This is a genomic window from Acinetobacter sp. YH01003, assembly GCF_013420525.1.
In the GTDB taxonomy this organism is placed as follows: Bacteria; Pseudomonadota; Gammaproteobacteria; order Pseudomonadales; family Moraxellaceae; genus Acinetobacter; species Acinetobacter towneri.
Window position 1 is genome coordinate 70874 of the sequence record NZ_VOXY01000010.1, and the last position, 17112, is coordinate 87985.

General features: G+C 42.4%; 17 protein-coding genes and 4 tRNA genes. 19 read left to right on the plus strand and 2 right to left on the minus strand.

The window, feature by feature from the left end; translation table 11 throughout:
* Nucleotides 1-69 precede the first annotated feature (69 nt).
* Both FTT70_RS09650 and argH read right to left on the minus strand, forming a co-directional pair.
* A complete protein-coding gene (locus tag FTT70_RS09650; RefSeq protein WP_004975738.1) occupies nucleotides 70-342 on the minus strand; it encodes an oxidative damage protection protein in 273 nt (90 codons plus the stop codon).
* Nucleotides 343-356: 14 nt separating this feature from the next.
* Nucleotides 357-1787 (minus strand): argininosuccinate lyase, encoded by a 1431-nt coding sequence (gene argH / locus FTT70_RS09655; RefSeq protein ID WP_171458207.1) that lies wholly within the window; start codon nucleotides 1785-1787, stop codon nucleotides 357-359.
* On the opposite strand from argH, the gene FTT70_RS09660 reads away from it, so the two are divergent.
* The 19 genes from FTT70_RS09660 to FTT70_RS09750 form a co-directional block, all read left to right on the plus strand.
* On the plus strand, nucleotides 1778-2932 hold the full coding sequence (locus tag FTT70_RS09660) for a sensor histidine kinase (protein WP_131260983.1): 1155 nt from the start codon (nucleotides 1778-1780) through the stop codon (nucleotides 2930-2932). The two genes, argH and FTT70_RS09660, sit on opposite strands and share 10 nt — an antisense overlap.
* A 71-nt stretch (nucleotides 2933-3003) precedes the next feature.
* Nucleotides 3004-3744 carry a LytTR family DNA-binding domain-containing protein gene (locus FTT70_RS09665; protein ID WP_104852924.1) on the plus strand — a complete coding sequence of 247 codons (741 nt, stop codon included), beginning with the start codon at nucleotides 3004-3006 and terminating at the stop codon, nucleotides 3742-3744.
* A gap of 122 nt (nucleotides 3745-3866) precedes the next feature.
* Nucleotides 3867-4787: a hydroxymethylbilane synthase gene (gene hemC, locus FTT70_RS09670; protein ID WP_096901970.1), complete on the plus strand. Its 921-nt coding sequence runs from the start codon at nucleotides 3867-3869 to the stop codon at nucleotides 4785-4787.
* Between the two features lie 21 nt (nucleotides 4788-4808).
* A complete protein-coding gene (locus FTT70_RS09675) occupies nucleotides 4809-5588 on the plus strand; it encodes a uroporphyrinogen-III synthase (RefSeq protein WP_004975746.1) in 780 nt (259 codons plus the stop codon).
* Nucleotides 5585-6421 carry a hypothetical protein gene (locus FTT70_RS09680; RefSeq protein ID WP_004975747.1) on the plus strand — a complete coding sequence of 279 codons (837 nt, stop codon included), beginning with the start codon at nucleotides 5585-5587 and terminating at the stop codon, nucleotides 6419-6421. Before FTT70_RS09675 ends, FTT70_RS09680 begins: the two co-directional genes overlap by 4 nt.
* On the plus strand, nucleotides 6422-7615 hold the full coding sequence (locus tag FTT70_RS09685) for a heme biosynthesis protein HemY (protein WP_180168570.1): 1194 nt from the start codon (nucleotides 6422-6424) through the stop codon (nucleotides 7613-7615).
* A gap of 9 nt (nucleotides 7616-7624) precedes the next feature.
* Complete coding sequence (locus FTT70_RS09690) at nucleotides 7625-8056, plus strand: thioesterase family protein (RefSeq protein ID WP_180168571.1); 432 nt, start codon at nucleotides 7625-7627, stop codon at nucleotides 8054-8056.
* 145 nt (nucleotides 8057-8201) lie between these two features.
* Nucleotides 8202-8528: an H-NS family nucleoid-associated regulatory protein gene (locus tag FTT70_RS09695; RefSeq protein ID WP_070155499.1), complete on the plus strand. Its 327-nt coding sequence runs from the start codon at nucleotides 8202-8204 to the stop codon at nucleotides 8526-8528.
* 162 nt (nucleotides 8529-8690) lie between these two features.
* A complete protein-coding gene (gene gspN / locus FTT70_RS09700) occupies nucleotides 8691-9431 on the plus strand; it encodes a type II secretion system protein N (RefSeq protein WP_180168572.1) in 741 nt (246 codons plus the stop codon).
* Complete coding sequence (locus FTT70_RS09705; protein WP_180168573.1) at nucleotides 9431-10270, plus strand: type II secretion system protein N; 840 nt, start codon at nucleotides 9431-9433, stop codon at nucleotides 10268-10270. Before gspN ends, FTT70_RS09705 begins: the two co-directional genes overlap by 1 nt.
* A gap of 60 nt (nucleotides 10271-10330) precedes the next feature.
* Nucleotides 10331-12586 (plus strand): type II secretion system secretin GspD, encoded by a 2256-nt coding sequence (gspD, locus tag FTT70_RS09710; RefSeq protein ID WP_131260972.1) that lies wholly within the window; start codon nucleotides 10331-10333, stop codon nucleotides 12584-12586.
* Nucleotides 12587-12655: 69 nt separating this feature from the next.
* Nucleotides 12656-13306 carry an FHA domain-containing protein gene (locus FTT70_RS09715; RefSeq protein WP_131260970.1) on the plus strand — a complete coding sequence of 217 codons (651 nt, stop codon included), beginning with the start codon at nucleotides 12656-12658 and terminating at the stop codon, nucleotides 13304-13306.
* A 61-nt stretch (nucleotides 13307-13367) separates the two neighbouring features.
* On the plus strand, nucleotides 13368-14039 hold the full coding sequence (locus FTT70_RS09720) for a phosphoglycolate phosphatase (RefSeq protein WP_004975764.1): 672 nt from the start codon (nucleotides 13368-13370) through the stop codon (nucleotides 14037-14039).
* 160 nt (nucleotides 14040-14199) lie between these two features.
* A complete protein-coding gene (gene trpE, locus FTT70_RS09725) occupies nucleotides 14200-15693 on the plus strand; it encodes an anthranilate synthase component I (RefSeq protein ID WP_131260968.1) in 1494 nt (497 codons plus the stop codon).
* A 98-nt stretch (nucleotides 15694-15791) separates the two neighbouring features.
* Nucleotides 15792-15867, plus strand: a tRNA-Thr gene (locus tag FTT70_RS09730).
* A gap of 55 nt (nucleotides 15868-15922) precedes the next feature.
* Nucleotides 15923-16006 (plus strand) — tRNA-Tyr (locus FTT70_RS09735).
* A 36-nt stretch (nucleotides 16007-16042) separates the two neighbouring features.
* A tRNA-Gly gene (locus tag FTT70_RS09740) sits at nucleotides 16043-16118 on the plus strand.
* Between the two features lie 14 nt (nucleotides 16119-16132).
* Nucleotides 16133-16207 (plus strand) — tRNA-Thr (locus FTT70_RS09745).
* 148 nt (nucleotides 16208-16355) lie between these two features.
* Nucleotides 16356-17112, plus strand: a 757-nt coding sequence (locus FTT70_RS09750; protein ID WP_179996502.1) for an elongation factor Tu, incomplete at its 3' end; no start/stop codon positions are given.

Genomic DNA, 17112 nt, shown 5'->3' on the forward strand with positions numbered 1-17112 from the left:
CATAAAGACTCTTTTAATTGTAAAATAAACAAGGTTTGAATTTTCCAAAATGAAAAAACAGTACTTGGATTAGTTTTGAGGTTTTAAGCCTTCTGCGACTTCCAAACTGGCATCATTGTTGAGAAACTTCTCACGTTGTTCTTCCAAAAACTTTTTCGCTTCAGGTTCAAACACATTTAAACGCTTTTCATTAATGAGCGTAGTTTGGTGTTTGAGCCATTCCTGCCAAGCCTGTTTAGATACCGTTTCAAGTAATTCTTGACCTTTGGCACCCGGAAAAGGAGCGAAATCCATCGCTTCCATGTCGGTTTGATATTTACGACAAAATACTTGTTTAGACATCTCTCACTTCCTGATTATGCATAAAGTTGAGCAAGACGTGTTTGAGCACGTTCAATTGCCGCTGCAACTTGTGCAGGCGCTGTACCGCCAATATGATCACGTGCATTTACAGAGGCTTCAAGGGTCAGTGCTTTTTCAAATACATCAGCTTGAATTAAATCTGAGAATTGCTGTAATTGTTCTAGGCTAAGTTCAGACAAGTCTTTGCCTTCTTGTACGCCCAATGCTACGGCTTTACCTACAATTTCATGTGCATCGCGGAATGCCACGCCATTTTTTACTAAGTAATCTGCAAGGTCAGTTGCCGTAGAGAAACCACGTAATGCAGCTTCACGCATTTCTGCAATGTTTGGTACTAAAGCAGGAATCATATCGGCAAATGCCATGAGCGAGCCGCGCACGGTATCAATGGCATCAAACAAAGGTTCTTTGTCTTCTTGGTTGTCTTTGTTGTAGGCAAGCGGTTGACCTTTCATCAGGGTCAACAGACTCATTAAATCGCCATAAACACGACCTGTTTTACCGCGCACCAATTCTGGTACGTCTGGGTTTTTCTTCTGCGGCATAATGGATGAGCCAGTGCAGAAACGGTCTGGAATATTCACAAATTTGAACTGTGCCGATGTCCATAAAATCAGTTCTTCAGACATACGCGACAAGTGCATCATAATTAAAGATGCAGCAGCGTTAAACTCAATCCCGAAATCACGGTCTGATACAGCATCTAACGAGTTTTCAGATACAGCTTCAAAGCCCAACAATTCTGCGGTAAAAGCACGGTCAATTGGGTAAGTGGTACCTGCCAAAGCAGCAGAACCCAAAGGCATACGATTAACACGTTTGCGGCAGTCAATTAAACGCTCAGAGTCACGTACCAACATTTCGAACCATGCCATAAGGTGATGACCAAAAGTCACAGGCTGTGCGGTTTGCAAATGGGTAAAACCAGGCATAATGGTATGCGTGTTTTTGGCTGCCAAGCTCAAAATGCCGTGTTGTAATTTTTTTAATAATTCTAAAATGGCATCAATTTCGTCACGGACATACAAACGAATATCGGTTGCCACTTGGTCGTTACGGCTACGACCAGTGTGTAATTTTTTACCTGTAATGCCAATACGCTGAGTAAGGCGCGATTCGATGTTCATGTGGACATCTTCAAGGTCAATACGCCATTCAAATTGACCTGCTTCAATTTCAGCCTGAATGGTATTTAAACCTTGAATAATATCGTCACGCTCTTCAGTCGTAAGTACGCCTACTTTGGCAAGCATCGTTGCATGTGCAATTGAGCCAGCAATATCTTGTTTATAAAAGCGTTGGTCAAATTGAACAGATGCTGTAAATTCAGCAACAAAAGCATCAGTCGCTTCAGAGAAACGACCGCCCCACATACCCGAAGTTTGGGCTTGTGACGGATTTGAGGAATTAGAAGATGTGGTCATATCGGCTCAATAAAGTAAAAAGCGGTGATTTGGACAAGAGTATAACAAATTCAGATTCACTTGCCGAAGAACAAGCCAATCAAACTTATGCTGATACGCAGGCAGAACAAAATTATGTGTATTTTTTTACGAAAATAGGGCGTTGGCAATATCTAATTGAACTATTTATTGGCAGTAATGCTTTGGCAATGGTCTTGGCTTTGGCTGAAGCACAGGGCTGGCAAGGTTTAAGTTTTACTCGGGTGCTGCAATATATTTTGTATATCAACTGGGTGGTATTGTGTTTTGCGGCTTTGGTTGAATTTTTTCAGGCACGTTTTTTACGCATGGGCTTGGCGCTATCGTTTATGGTGAGTTTTATCTTGCTGCAAACCATCGTATTGGTCACGACACTCAGTTTAAATACCTTATTGCATTTTGGGCAAAATTTTCATTTACAGCAGTTTAGTCTGGCTGAACTCATGCATGGGATTGGACTGCATTTGAGTTATGGTGTGATTTTGGGTGCGTTTTGTTTTCGTTATATCTATGTCCGAGAACAAGCTATTCAGCAGCGGCATAGCGAATTGCAAGCGCGGGTGCATGCTATGCAGGCCCGTATTCATCCACACTTTTTGTTTAACAGCTTAAATAATGTGATCAGTCTAATTGCAATTGATCCCGATAAAGCCGAGCAGATGCTGCTGAATTTATCACGTTTATTCCGTGCCAGTTTGCAGGAATTAAAACTGGTGAGCCTGAAAGATGAGATTGAACTTTGCCAGCGATATTTAGAGATTGAACAAATTCGTTTGGGTGATCGGTTGGCGGTAGAATGGAAAATTGAACAACCGCAACTGCTCAGTCAGGTACAAATTCCGTTATTAACTTTACAACCCTTGCTAGAAAATAGTATTTTTCATGGAGTTGAAAAAGTTTTAGCAAAGAGTACGATAAGTATATTGATCGAAATATTGCAAAACCAAGTCAATATTGTCATTACAAATCCGTATGTCAGCGATAAAATAAATTTAAGATCTGGACATGGGATTGCACTGCAAAACGTGGAACAGCGCTTAAAAGCGTATTATGGGCGCAGTGTTACTTTCAAAAATTATGCGGGGAATGGTATGTACACCACGGTGCTGCAATACCGTTATAAATAAAATAAGCTGTGATTGCTCTGATTTTTCTAGACTTGATAAAAATAAAGTTATTGACTTAAAAAGGAGGAAAAATGGACATCCTAATTTGTGATGATGAGCCTCTAGCTAGAGAGCGATTATCACGTTTGGTCACTCAACTGGGGCATCATGTGGTGGCAACGGCAGCTCATGGGCAACAGGCGATTGAACTGGCGGATGAACATCAGCCGGATGTCATATTATTAGATATTCAAATGCCGGGAATGGATGGTCTAAGTTGTGCTCAACATTTGCGTGAGCTTGATCCTATGCCAGCCATTGTGTTTTGTACCGCTTATGATGAACACGCACTTGATGCGTTTAAATCCAATGCGGAAGGCTATTTGTTAAAACCGATAATGCAACAGGAATTGCAACAGGTTTTAGATCATTTAACAAAACTCACGCAAGCGCAGATGAGTCATTTAAAACAAAAAGAAAATATGGACGAATTAAAAATAAAACGTCACCAAATCGCGGCGAAAACCTATCGCGGTGTAGAATTGGTGCCAATAGAAAATATCTACTATTTTTTAGCTGATCAGAAATATGTCACTGTGCGTCATAAAAATGGCAGTGTCCTGATTGATGAAACGCTGAAAGATTTAGAAACCGAGTTTGGTGATCAGTTTATTCGGATTCACCGAAATGCCTTGGTCTCGATTCAGTTTTTGGAGGGGCTAGAAGTGGTCAATTCAGGACAGTATCAGGTACGTTGCCGTGAGCTAGATGAGCGTTTGGCTGTTAGCCGACGACATTTGCCTTTATTGCGAGAACGCATCCAAAAACTCTAATTTGTCAGCCTCATCGCAGATGAATACGCAACAGATTGATAAATCGGTAAAGAAATAGACTTGCATTTTTAGGGGATCAGGTTAAGTTTAGATGAACTTATTTATCTTGCTTAGCCACTATGATGAAAACCCTGAAAATTGCAACTCGACAAAGCCCGCTTGCGTTATGGCAGGCTGAACACATTCGTGCCCGCTTAGAGGCGATGCATGCCGATTTAACTGTTGAGTTGGTGACCTTTGTCACGCAGGGCGATAAAATTTTAGATACCCCATTGGCAAAAATTGGGGGGAAGGGCTTATTTGTCAAAGAATTAGAAGCCGCCTTAATGGATGGTCGTGCCGATTTAGCCGTACACTCTATGAAAGATGTACCCATGGCATTGCCTGAAGGTTTGAGCTTGGCGGTCATTTGTGAGCGTGAAGACCCACTCGATGCCTTTGTGTCGAATCACTATGCCAGTTTTGCAGATTTACCACAGGGCGCTAAAGTTGGAACCTCAAGCTTGCGCCGTAAATGCCAAATTTTAAAAGCACGTCCAGATTTAGAGATTATTGATTTACGTGGCAATGTGGGTACGCGCTTGTCTAAGCTAGATGATGGTCAGTATGACGCGATTATTTTAGCCAGTGCAGGATTAAAGCGTTTGGGCTTGGCAGAGCGTATTCGTCATACCATTCAGCCTGATGTGAGCTTACCTGCCGTTGGGCAAGGGGCTTTGGGTCTGGAATGTCGTAGCCAAGATCAGGCGGTGTTGGATTTAATTTTGCCGTTAATGCATGCCGAAACCAATGTCTGTGTACGTGCCGAACGTGCTTTTAATGCCTACTTGGAAGGCGGTTGTCAGGTGCCAATTGCAGGCTACGCAACTTTGCAGAATGGTCAGTTGCAGATTGAAGGTCGTGTTGGTAGTGTCGATGGGCAAACCATTCTTAAAGCTGTGCAATTTGGCGCACCTGAACAGGCTGAAATGCTAGGTGAAGAATTGGCAAAAGCTTTATTGGCACAGGGTGCGGGCGAATTACTCAAAGCCCTGTATCAATAATTCATATTGCACCAGAAGCCCATGCTCTTCATTAATACCCGACCTCAAGATCGTGCAGAGGCCTTAACTCAGGCTTTGCAACAACAGCATATTGAGGTCATTGATTTGCCCTTGTTGCAGCTTTCTGCACAGCCGTGGTCGGAGCAACTGGCTAATTTATATGCCCAGTTGCCTCACACGCATATTATTGTGGTGGTTAGTCCGACTGCTGTCGATATTGGGATGCAATATTTAGCCCGAAGCCAAATATCATTGCAGGATTTGCAGCATATACGTTGGGTGGCTGTGGGTGAGAAAACAGCAGAAGTTTTACGTGGATATGGTCTTTACAGCGAAGTCCCGCAGGTTGAAACTTCCGAAGGGATGCTGAGTTTGCCGTGTTTGCAAAATTTGAAAGTCGGCACACACATTGCCTTTTGGCGTGGCGAGGGCGGACGGCAATTTATGATGCAAACACTGCTTGATCAGGGGATGCAGATCCATAATTTTGTATTGTATCGGCGGGAGTGTCCTGCCAGTTCTATTGAAAAAATGCAGGCAGTACGCGCACGTTTAATACAATCTTCAGAATTTATCATGATGATCAGCAGTGAAGCCAGTTGGTTAAACTGGCTGAGCTTAATTCAGCGGGATTTCGATCTACTGAACAAAGGTCATTATTGGGTATTGGGTGATCGTTTAGAGAAAATTTTGCTCGATTATCAAACGCAGCATCATACAAAATATAACGTATTCAAGTTGACCCATTTAAAAACAGAATTAATATTGCAGCAAATGATGCGCATGCAAGGAAAACTATGAAAAAACTGGTTGTGATAGTGGTGTTGATCGCTTTGGTCTGGATCGTCAAATTAAGTTTTGATGTGATGCAAATTTCAGCGCAACAACAGCAACTCAGTCAAAGTTTGCATCTTGCAGAAAAAACCAATGCCAATTTAAATGATCAGTTGGTGGCTTTGCAGCGCCGTAATTATACCCAAGATGCGCCAGAACAGTCCGCAGTATCCAGCGCTGTGCAGCAAGAAGATGCGATTCAACCAGTAGATATGGTGGCGCAGCAATTGGACTTGGTGGAATTTTCCTTACAACAACAACAGTTTCACTATGCGACTGAAAAGCTAGCTCATTTAGACCGTGAGTTAAACGAATATGCTTTAGCTCCTGCTTTGAAACAAAGTTTGCACCAAGTTGTTCAGCAAGATCAGAAACAAATTCAACAATTTATAACAACACGTGATGCGCAATATCAACAAGTAAGTCAGTTATTGCAGCAATTAGATCAACAATTAAAACAGCAAGCTCAACAACCTGAGCTGAACCCTGCCGATGTCGATGATCGTTATTTTTGGCAAAAATGGCTGAGTATTGAATCTGCCAAGCAACCTGCGACACAGTTGATGCAGCGCCAGATTATTTTAAAAGAAGCACAATTGCGTCTATTGCTGGCTCGACAAATCTTTATACAAGGTCAATATGTGCAATATCAACAAGAAGTGAATGACATTATTCAGTTATTACAACAATTGCCTGATCAGAAAGCACAGCAATTGGTTCAGCAATTAGAAAAAATTAAAAATTTAAATATCGTTCCAACGCCAAGTTTAAAAACACGTGCTTTATTGGGGGCGGTATAAATGAAACAGATTTTACTCGCCTATGTGGTGGTCAGTATTGTACTGGTCGCTTTGCTGAGCGTACTGAGTTATGGGCATGGTTCAGGCTATGTTTATGTGTATTGGCGCGAATGGCAATTGCAAACCAATATTTGGTTGTTGTTGTTCTTTTTCTTGTCGATTAGTGTTTCGCTACAAATTTTATGGTTGTTGTTAAAGCGCTATTTTAGCCGTGAACAGCGTAAGGTTGAAACAGTATTTAACTTTAAAAATCTGCATCCATATGAGCAATTGGCGGTCATTTGGTTGTTGGATGCTGCAGAAGATCAACACCAGTTTATTCGACAGGTGTTTGCCCAGTCAGGTTTGCTCAAAGGAGTGATGGAAGCACGTATGCACTCCATCCAACAGCAATATCCGCAAGCGTTGGCTGCCTTAAATCAAAGCAGTGCCATGGCGTTTGAGTTGGCAGAAATACAGCGTATTGAAATTTATTTAGCGCAGCAACAACCTGAACAAGCTTTGACGCATTTAGAGTTTTTGAATCAGCACGAATTATCGCCGTGGTTATTTAAAGTCAAAACGGCTTATCAAAAACGTTTAATTGCCTTGTGGGGCGAATTTGCCACGCAATATCCTTGGCATTATTTACGTTCGACCAAATACGGGCATTTAGATGCAGACACCAAGCAAAAGTGGCTGACTGAGTTATTAACCCAATTTGAGCAGGCTGGTGCAGAAAATTTACAGGCTTTGCAGCAGCGTTATAGTGATTTAAGTGAGCAGATTTTCAGTCAGTCTTATGCCATTCAGGTGTTGTGGTTGAAGTTATTGTCGCGTCTGCCTGATTTGGCCGCACAACATGAACGTCTTGCGGTACAGATGTTGAGTGAACAGTTTAATCAGGAAGTGTTTTATTTATGGTTCCAACAGCAGTTGTTAAAACAACAACCTGATTATGCCAAAATTGAAAAGCAAATAAATCTGTGGGAACAGAAATACCCTGCATTACCTGTATTTAGTTTTGCCAAATGGCATATTTTTACAGCAACAGCGCGTTATTCAGAAGCCGAGCAATTACTGGATTTATATCCTGAACACGTATTAATGAGTTATTTAAGAGTTAAATCTAATTTAAAAGATCAGCCTGAATTATTAAAACAGTTAAATTTAATCTTTGAAAATAATTCTAATTTTGTCGAAATTAAAATTTAAGGGTGAGTTGTGTTAACACTAGCAGATTATCCAATTGTTTTTGAGCAGCGTGTTGCATGGGGAGATATGGATGCTTTTGGGCATGTCAATAATGTGATCTATTACCGTTATATTGAAAGTGCGCGTTTATATTATTTAGACCATTTAAAAATTTTACAGCAAGATGTTTTGACGGTGATTGCCTCAAATCAGTGCAAATATATACGCCCCGTGGTTTATCCTGATATTTTAAAAATTGGTGTTCGGGTAGAAGAATTGCGTAATAGTGCCATGCGTATGCATTATTTAATTTACAGTGAAGCACAGCAAATGGTGGTGGCAGAGGCAGATGCGGTGATTGTATGTGTAGATCGCGTCAATATGCAAAAAACCTTAATCCCTGAAAATGTACGCGCGGGTATTCATAAAATAGAAAAAACCGTACAGCATATTCTTGATTAAATCTTAATAATCAGTTCATAATATGTCCGACTGTTATTTATATGTAGAGTAGTAGATTTTTTATTGACGCTTCGGTTTGATAAAAATAGAATGAATCTGCTTAATTTAATAACTGAATATAAAAAGCATAGTTTTTGGAGTAAGTATGATGCCTGATATTAGCAATTTGTCTGTAGAACAGTTAAAGCGTTTACAAGCTGAAGCGGAAGCATTAATTGCCACGAAAAAAGATCAAGCAATTGAAGATGCCTATAATCAAATTTTAGCGATTGCAGACAATTTGGGTTTAAGCATTGAGCAGATTTTGGAAGTTGGCGAAAGCAAGCGTAAGAAAAGCCCGCGTAAAACAGTAGCGCCACGTTATCGTAGCAAAACAAATCCTACAGATACTTGGACTGGTCGTGGTAAAAAACCACGCTGGTTAGTCGCTGAATTAGAAAAAGGCGCAAAACTTGAAGATTTTCTAATCTAAGCTTCATCAATTTGTCATTGATTTGACTTAGAGTTCAAAAACCAAGCAATACGGCTTGGTTTTTTTATCTGTATCAATTGGCGACGCCGAAAAAGTGTGCATAATGTGTGAGTGTTATAAAAAGTCATTCATAGAAAAATTAGTAAGGTTGGTCGTGGTGGCATGATAAAGAAACCCAAATACATCACGTGGTGGATTTTCGTCCTCATTGCATTTTTGTTTTTTGTGTTATTACAAATTCCAGCAGCGTGGTTAATTTCAAAATTTTATAAAAATAATCAGACCTTACATAATGTGAGTGGCAATATCTGGAAGGGGCAAGCCGATTGGCATAAGGGACAGTTACGTGGTTCTTTAAGTTGGAATACACGTCCTTTAGATTTAGTTTTATTGCGTGTCGCTGCCGATGTTGAAGTGCATAGTGGCAATACTAAACTCGAAGGCATTGTTGGCTATCGTTTTGGTAGCGTCTTGGTGCAATCTTTAGATGGGCAAGTTGCGCCAGAAACCTTAAAAAGTATTGTGGATTGGCAGTGGCCAAGTAATGCGATTCAACTCAAAGACATTCATTTGAATTTTAAAAAACAGCAAGGCTTCACCAAAGCCAAAGGACAACTGCAGTGGGCGGGTGGCGAATTGCTGTATCGTTTTGCTCAGCGCCAAGACCGTATGAATATCCCTGCGTTAAAAGGCAGTTTGTCCGATGAAAATGGCAAACTGTTATTTGATATTCGCGATCAACGTGAACAAAAAATGCTGAATATTGCGCTTGATCAAAGCTTGATGCTAGATGTGCAACTCACGCAACGCTTATTGATGAATATCGCCTCTTATGAAGGCAAAGCGGGCTTAGATACCTATGTGATCAGCACTCGCCAACCTCTATTAAAAGGAGGTTTCTAATGCGTACACTCTCTGAACGATTAGGGAGTTTGCACTGGAAGCAGTTTGATCGTGCTGCGCCAGTATTTTTAGCTTTTTTGATTTTGTATCTGTGTTGGAAACTGGCGAGTTTATTTTGGTGGGTTGTTGCGCCGCCCCAAGTCATGCAAATTGATCGGGTGGAGTTGGGTTCACAGCAACCACAAATCCCGAATATTACCTCCTTTGCATTGTTTCAAGAACTTGGGCGCAGCAACACTGCCGATGATCAATTAAATATGACTTTGCAAGGTGTAGTGGTTGGGCAGCCGAGTCAGTTTTCTTCTGCGGTCATTAAAGTGAATGAGGTGGCAGAGCGTTACCGTGTGGGTGATGTGATTGATTTGAGTCAGTACCAATTGGCAGAAGTCTACTGGGATCGGGTGATTTTACGTCATAGCAGTGGCGCGACGCGTGAAGTATTGTTTAAAGGTATTGAAAATGGTTTAAATCAACCTATCGCACCTTTAATTCCAAGTGGTAATCAAGCTCCTGTAACTGCACCTACGCAGTCCGCACAACCGAATAATGCCATTGGACAGGCAGTACAGCGCATACAGGAAGATCGCGAACAATACTTAAAAGAGATGGGTGTTGAAGCAAATACGGGCAATGGTTATGAAGTGACTACACGTACGCCAGCCGCTTTAAGAAATAAACTGGGTTTACAGCCAGGTGACCGTATTTTGTCTTTAAATGGGCAAAACGTCGGGCAAGGACAAAGCGATGCACAATTGCTTGAACAGGCACGTCGTGAAGGTCAAGTGAAATTAGAAATAAAACGTGGTGATCAAGTGATGACCATACAACAAAATTTTTAAATGGATCGGCATCGTAACTACATGCAGAGACATATTTAGGGTTAGGAAACACAGTAGATTATGGCTTTATTGAATTATGAGCGTCCATTTTGGGCATTACTGGCTGCTGCACCGCTTGTTGCAATGGTGAGTACTGCAAGTCATGCGCAAACCTGGAAAATTAATTTACGTGATGCGGACTTAACTGCATTTATTAATGAAGTGGCCGATATTACGGGCAAGAACTTTGCAGTCGATCCGCGTGTGCGTGGCAATGTCACGGTGATTTCCAACAAAGCCCTGAATAAAAATGAAGTCTATGACCTGTTTTTAGGCGTATTGAATGTGAATGGTGTGGTGGCAATACCATCAGGCAATACCATTCGCCTTGTACCTGACAGCAATGTAAAAAGCTCAGGCATTCCCTATGATGGTCGTCAAAATGCGCGTGGTGACCAAATTGTAACGCGAGTGATTTGGCTAGAAAATACCAATGCCAATGACCTGATTCCTGCTTTACGTCCGCTCATGCCGCAGTTTGCGCATTTGTCTGCGGTCGGGGGCACCAATGCTCTAATCGTGTCTGATCGTGCCAGTAACATTTATCAGTTAGAAAGCATTATTCGTAACCTAGATGGTACGGGGCAAAATGACATTGAAGCGATTAGCCTGCAATCCAGTCAAGCCGAAGAAGTCATTGGCTTGCTTGAGTCGATGAGTTCGACAGGGGCAGCGAAAGATGTTAAAGGTTCGCGTGTGCGTATTGTGGCGGACAACCGTACCAATCGTATTATCATCAAAGGCGATACCGCAACACGTAAACGCATTCGTCAAATGATTGAAATGATGGATGTGCCTGCGGCAGATCGTTTGGGTGGTTTGAAGGTTTTTCGCTTGAAATATGCCAGTGCACAGAATTTAGCAGAAATATTGCAAGGTCTGGTTTCAGGACAGGCGGTGAGCAGCAGCTCTAATGCAAATAGCAACAGTAACAACAACAGTGCTAGTAATTTAAGCAGCACCAATAACAACACAGGTAATTCATCGACTATTTCCACCCCAAGTATTAATTTGGGTGGCAGCTCGAATAGCAACAATCAAAACAACATCACCAGTTTTAATGGTAATGGTGTCAGTATTATTGCCGATGGCTCGCAAAATGCTTTGGTGGTCAAAGCCGATCCGCAGTTGATGCGTGAAATTGAATCGGCCATTCAGCAACTAGATACCCGTCGTCAACAAGTGTTGATTGAAGCTGCGATTATAGAAGTGGAAGGTACCGATGCCGACCAATTGGGTGTGCAGTGGGCATTGGGCGATTTAAGCAGCGGTATCGGTCTAATTAATTTTGACAATATTGGTGCAAGTTTAAAAAATGTTGCTGCAGGCTATTTAACTGGTGGTGCAGCAGGCGCAGGCAGTGCGATTGGTGCAGGTACGTCATTGGTGTTGGGTGATTATCGTGAAGGTCGTGATGGTTCACGCAAGCTATATGGTGCGATGATTCAGGCCTTGAAGGAAAAAACCAAATCCAATTTATTGTCTACGCCATCTATTGTGACCATGGACAATGAAGAAGCCTATATTGTGGTTGGTGAAAACGTTCCTTTTGTAACAGGTTCATTATCTACCAATGGTGGTGTGGCAAATCCGTATACCACTATTGAACGTAAAGATGTCGGGGTTACTTTAAAAGTCGTGCCACATATTGGTGAAGGCGGAACACTACGCTTGGAAGTTGAACAAGAAGTGTCAGATGTCAAAGCCAATAAAGGTCAGGCGCAGGATTTAGTCACCAGCAAACGCGCAATTAAAACTTCTATTTTGGCCGAGCACGGACAAACCATTGTCTTAGGTGGCTTAATTTCTGATAACTCGGTTTATAGTCGTCAGGCTGTGCCAGGTTTGGGTGCTATTCCAGGGTTGGGGCGTTTATTCCGTTCCGATGGTCAATCTAATCAAAAACGTAATTTATTGATTTTTATTCACCCAACCATTGTGGGAGATAGTCAGGATATTCGCCGTATTTCGCAGCAGCGTTATAGCCAATTGTATAGCCTTCAGTTGGCAATGGATGCCGATGGTAGCTTTGCTAAACTGCCTGAGAATGTTAGCGATGTTTATCAGCAGCGTTTGCCTGTATCTCGAGTTGCGCCGCAAACAGGAACTTATCAAACCTTACCATCAGCAGTGTCTGCAAACCGCACAGCAACGGTGGTGAGCACCCCTGTTGCGATTGAGCCTGCGGTACAGCGCCAAAACGTAGTTTTGCCGCAGCAGGAAGTCAGCAAAACTAAAAATACAGTCACTACGACCACAATTCGCGCTACACCTTAATCGTATCCTGCGCAGATTGTGGTTGAGGGCATGTTATGATGTCGCCAAATCACACGAGAGAAGTTATTTATGACTTGGAAAATACAAGCAATTAGCGGTGAATTTACTGGCCAAGAAATTAGTATCGACCGTGATATGTTGGTGGGGCGTCATCAAACTGCAGATTTGGTGCTGCAATCAGCAGAAATTTCACGTAAACATGCGGCTTTTTTACTTAAAGAACAAGCGCTGTATGTGCAAGATTTAAATTCTTCCAACGGCACTTTTGTAAATGATTTACGCATTGCCGATGAAACCTTACTTAAAGAAGGTGATATCGTCCAATTTGCCAGCTTAAAGTTTTCAGTATTTGCGCCTGCGGTTGAATTGGAACATGCGGCAGATATCGCCGAAACTGCTGAAAAAGTCACAGCACAAACAGAAAAAACACCTGCACAGCAAATGAACGAGCAGGGAATGCCTGAATTGAATCAACGTGACAGTTCTGTGCAATTAAACCGTGATGGTATGCCGCAAGGCGTGGCAGTACCAAAACCAGCACCTATTCCAGAAGGCGTGGATATTCATGCAGTTCCAGCAGAGCCAACACCTGTGTCTGTCGAGCAGCCTGTTTCTCGTGTGGAACAAGAGAAAGAACAGCAAAAAAATGCTTCTGTTGGCTTGATTTCACTGATTGTCTTGGTGATTTTGGCAGTTTTGGCTTGGCTATTGTTTAAATAAGCAGCCTTTGCTTTACAATCAAGGCATGCGATCGCATGCCTTTGTTCATTTAGGGGGAAGAATGTCTATTGCTCAGCTTGATACACGTCAAGTCATTTTATTTGATTTAGATGGCACTTTGGTCGATTCTGCGACAGATTTATACCGCGCCATGAACATGAGTTTAAATGCACTGCAACTGCCTTTGGTAACACTGGAACAAGTGCGAACTTGGGTGGGGAAGGGAACTGCGGTATTTTGCAATAGTGTCTTATCGCACTTAATGGGCGAAGTTCATCCTGAACAGCAACAACAGCTACTGAACACCTTCTTAGAAATTTATAATGCCGATCCGTGTATCGACACACAACCATTCCCGGGCATTATTGAATTTTTGGACTGGGCAAAAGCACAACAAAAAACCTTAGTTTGTGTGACCAATAAACCTGAACTACCTGCTCGTGCCATTGTTGAAGCATTAGAGATGCAACACTATTTTGCTGATGTGATTGGTGGAGATCGCTTTGAGGAGCGTAAACCACACCCGCGTCAATTGCTGCATTGTGTTGAACATTATCAAGTGGAGAAGTCTCAAGTCTTGATGATTGGTGATTCTTCTAATGATGTTGAAGCCGCGCGTCGAGCGGGGATTGATTGTATTGTGGTCAGCTACGGTTATAATCATGGTGAGCCGATTGCCAATTGTCAGCCGCAACAAATTGTGGATAATTTAACTGAATTGTTAAATATTTAAGATTCAAAAATCAAATAATTTTACGCTAATTGCTATAAAGGATATCAATATGAGTCAGGCTGTAATGCCCATATTTCGATGGCGACGCTAGTCAATCTACAACCGTCCTTCACTTCGTCTTATCGAAAACATTGCTACATCGAAATATAGAGAGCTTCACATGACCACTCTGACTCAATTTGAACAACTTAAAGCAGCAGGCTACAACCTCATTCCTGTATATCGCCAGCGTTTGGCCGATACCGAAACTCCATTGTCGGTATTTGCACGTTTGAAGCAGCATCAACAAGCTTATTTGTTTGAGTCTGTAGAAGGTGGTGAAAACTGGGCACGTTATTCAATTATTGGTTTGGGTGAATCTACAGTTTTCTCCTGTAATGCGGGTGAACTCACCATCCAACATGCTGACGGTTCAATCGAAAAACAAACTTGTGCACAGCCGTTTCAGTATATCCGCGATTTTCAAGCGCAATTTAAAGTGCCTACGCAAGCTGACTTGCCTGAATTGCCAAGCTTTACAGGTGGTTTGGTGGGTTATTTTGGTTACGATGCAGTGCGTTATATCGAACCGCGTTTAAAAAACGTGCCTGCAGCAGATCCAGTCGGTTTGCCTGATATTTGGATGATGTTGTCTAAAACAGTCATCGTGTTTGATAACTTAAAAGATACCTTGTTCTTAATTGTGCATGCCGATGCAGCGCAGGCAGATGCTTATGACAAGGCACAACAACAACTCGATGCACTAGAAGAAATTTTAGCAACCCCGATTAGTCTAAAAGCAGAAAAACATACGCCACCACATTTTGAATCGCTTACAGGCAAAGAGAAATTCTTGGCGACCATTGATACCGTCAAAGAATACATTCGTGCAGGCGATGTTATGCAAGTGGTGCCTGGACATCGCATGGTGTCAGATTTTGATGGTGAGTCGTTACAGGTTTATCGTGCTTTGCGCCATCTCAACCCATCGCCGTACTTATTCTTGGTACAAGGCAAAACTTTGGGCGATGATCAGCCGTTTCATATTGTCGGCTCATCACCTGAAATTTTATCGCGTTTGGAAAATGGTATTGCCACTGTGCGTCCTTTAGCAGGTACACGCCCGCGCGGTAAAACCAAAGAAGAAGATTTGGCACTTGAGCAAGATTTGTTGTCGGATGAAAAAGAAATTGCCGAACACTTAATGCTGATTGACTTGGGGCGTAATGATGTCGGGCGTATCGCCAAAATTGGTAAAGTACAAGTGACTGATCAAATGGTGATCGAGCGTTATTCGCATGTCATGCATATTGTGTCCAATGTGCAAGGTGAAGTGCGTGACGATGTCGATGCTTTGGATGTTTTTCAGGCAACTTTCCCTGCAGGGACACTTTCGGGTGCACCAAAAATTCGTGCCATGGAAATTATTGATGAAGTTGAGCCTGTAAAACGTGGTGTTTTTGGTGGTGCTGTTGGTTATTTAGGCTGGCATGGCGAAATGGACATGTCGATTGCGATTCGTACCTGTGTTATTCGTCAAAATAAGGTCTATGTACAGGCAGGCGCAGGTCTAGTTGCGGACTCAAATCCTGAATCTGAATGGAATGAAACCCAAATAAAAGCTCGCGCAGTGATCAAAGCGGTTGAATTATCATCAAATGGATTGATTTTATGAGTTTTTAGCGTTTTTTTTGAAAAAAACACTTGCACGGATTTCAAGTTTTGCTAAACTGCACACCGTTCCGATACGAAACGTACGAAACACTAAGAAACGCCGGCATAGCTCAGTTGGTAGAGCAACTGACTTGTAATCAGTAGGTCCACAGTTCGAATCCGTGTGCCGGCACCATCTTAGGGAGTTTGAGTTGTTAAGTAAAGAACGAACACTGAGTAAGTGTGAAAATGGTGGGATTCCCGAGCGGTCAAAGGGAGCAGACTGTAACTCTGCCGCGTAAGCTTCGAAGGTTCGAATCCTTCTCCCACCACCATTAACTTCGATAGAAGTGGTAATTACCAACATAGATGCGGGAGTAGCTCAGTTGGTAGAGCGGCAGCCTTCCAAGCTGCATGTCGCGAGTTCGATCCTCGTCTCCCGCTCCATCGAAGGATTTGTCGCTCTTATAGCTCAGTGGTAGAGCACTCCCTTGGTAAGGGAGAGGTCTCGAGTTCAAATCTCGATAAGAGCTCCAGATACAGTTTAGCGATTATTCGCACAAGATTTTCAAAAAGCAGGCTTATTAGTCTGCTTTTCAAGTATTAGGTGTCTAGTTTTTTAGGCGATATGTCGGGGCAGAGTTTTACTCAGCATTGTGTTCGACGTAAACGAGGAAGATGAACATGGCTAAGGCTAAGTTTGAACGTAATAAGCCACACGTTAACGTGGGCACAATCGGTCACGTTGACCATGGTAAAACAACTTTAACAGCTGCGATTGCTACAGTATGTGCACGTAAGTTTGGTGGTGAAGCGAAAGATTACGCTGCTATCGACTCTGCACCAGAAGAAAAAGCACGTGGTATTACAATTAATACTTCTCACGTAGAATACGACTCCCCAACTCGTCACTACGCGCACGTAGACTGCCCAGGTCACGCCGACTATGTTAAAAACATGATCACTGGTGCTGCTCAGATGGATGGTGCGATCCTTGTTTGTTCAGCGACTGATGGTCCAATGCCACAAACTCGTGAACACATCCTTCTTTCTCGTCAGGTAGGTGTACCTTACATCATCGTATTCTTAAACAAATGCGATATCGTAGACGACGAAGAGTTAATCGAATTAGTTGAAATGGAAGTTCGTGAACTTCTTTCTACTTACGACTTCCCAGGCGACGACACTCCAGTAATCCGTGGTTCAGCACTTGCTGCACTTAACGGTGAATCAGGTCAATATGGCGAAGATGCTGTAGTTGCTCTTGTTGAAGCGCTTGATACTTACATCCCAGAGCCAGTACGTGCAATCGATCAAGCATTCTTAATGCCAATCGAAGACGTATTCTCTATTTCTGGTCGTGGTACAGTAGTAACTGGCCGTGTAGAAACTGGTATCGTGAAAGTAGGCGAAGAAGTTGAAATCGTTGGTATCAAAGACA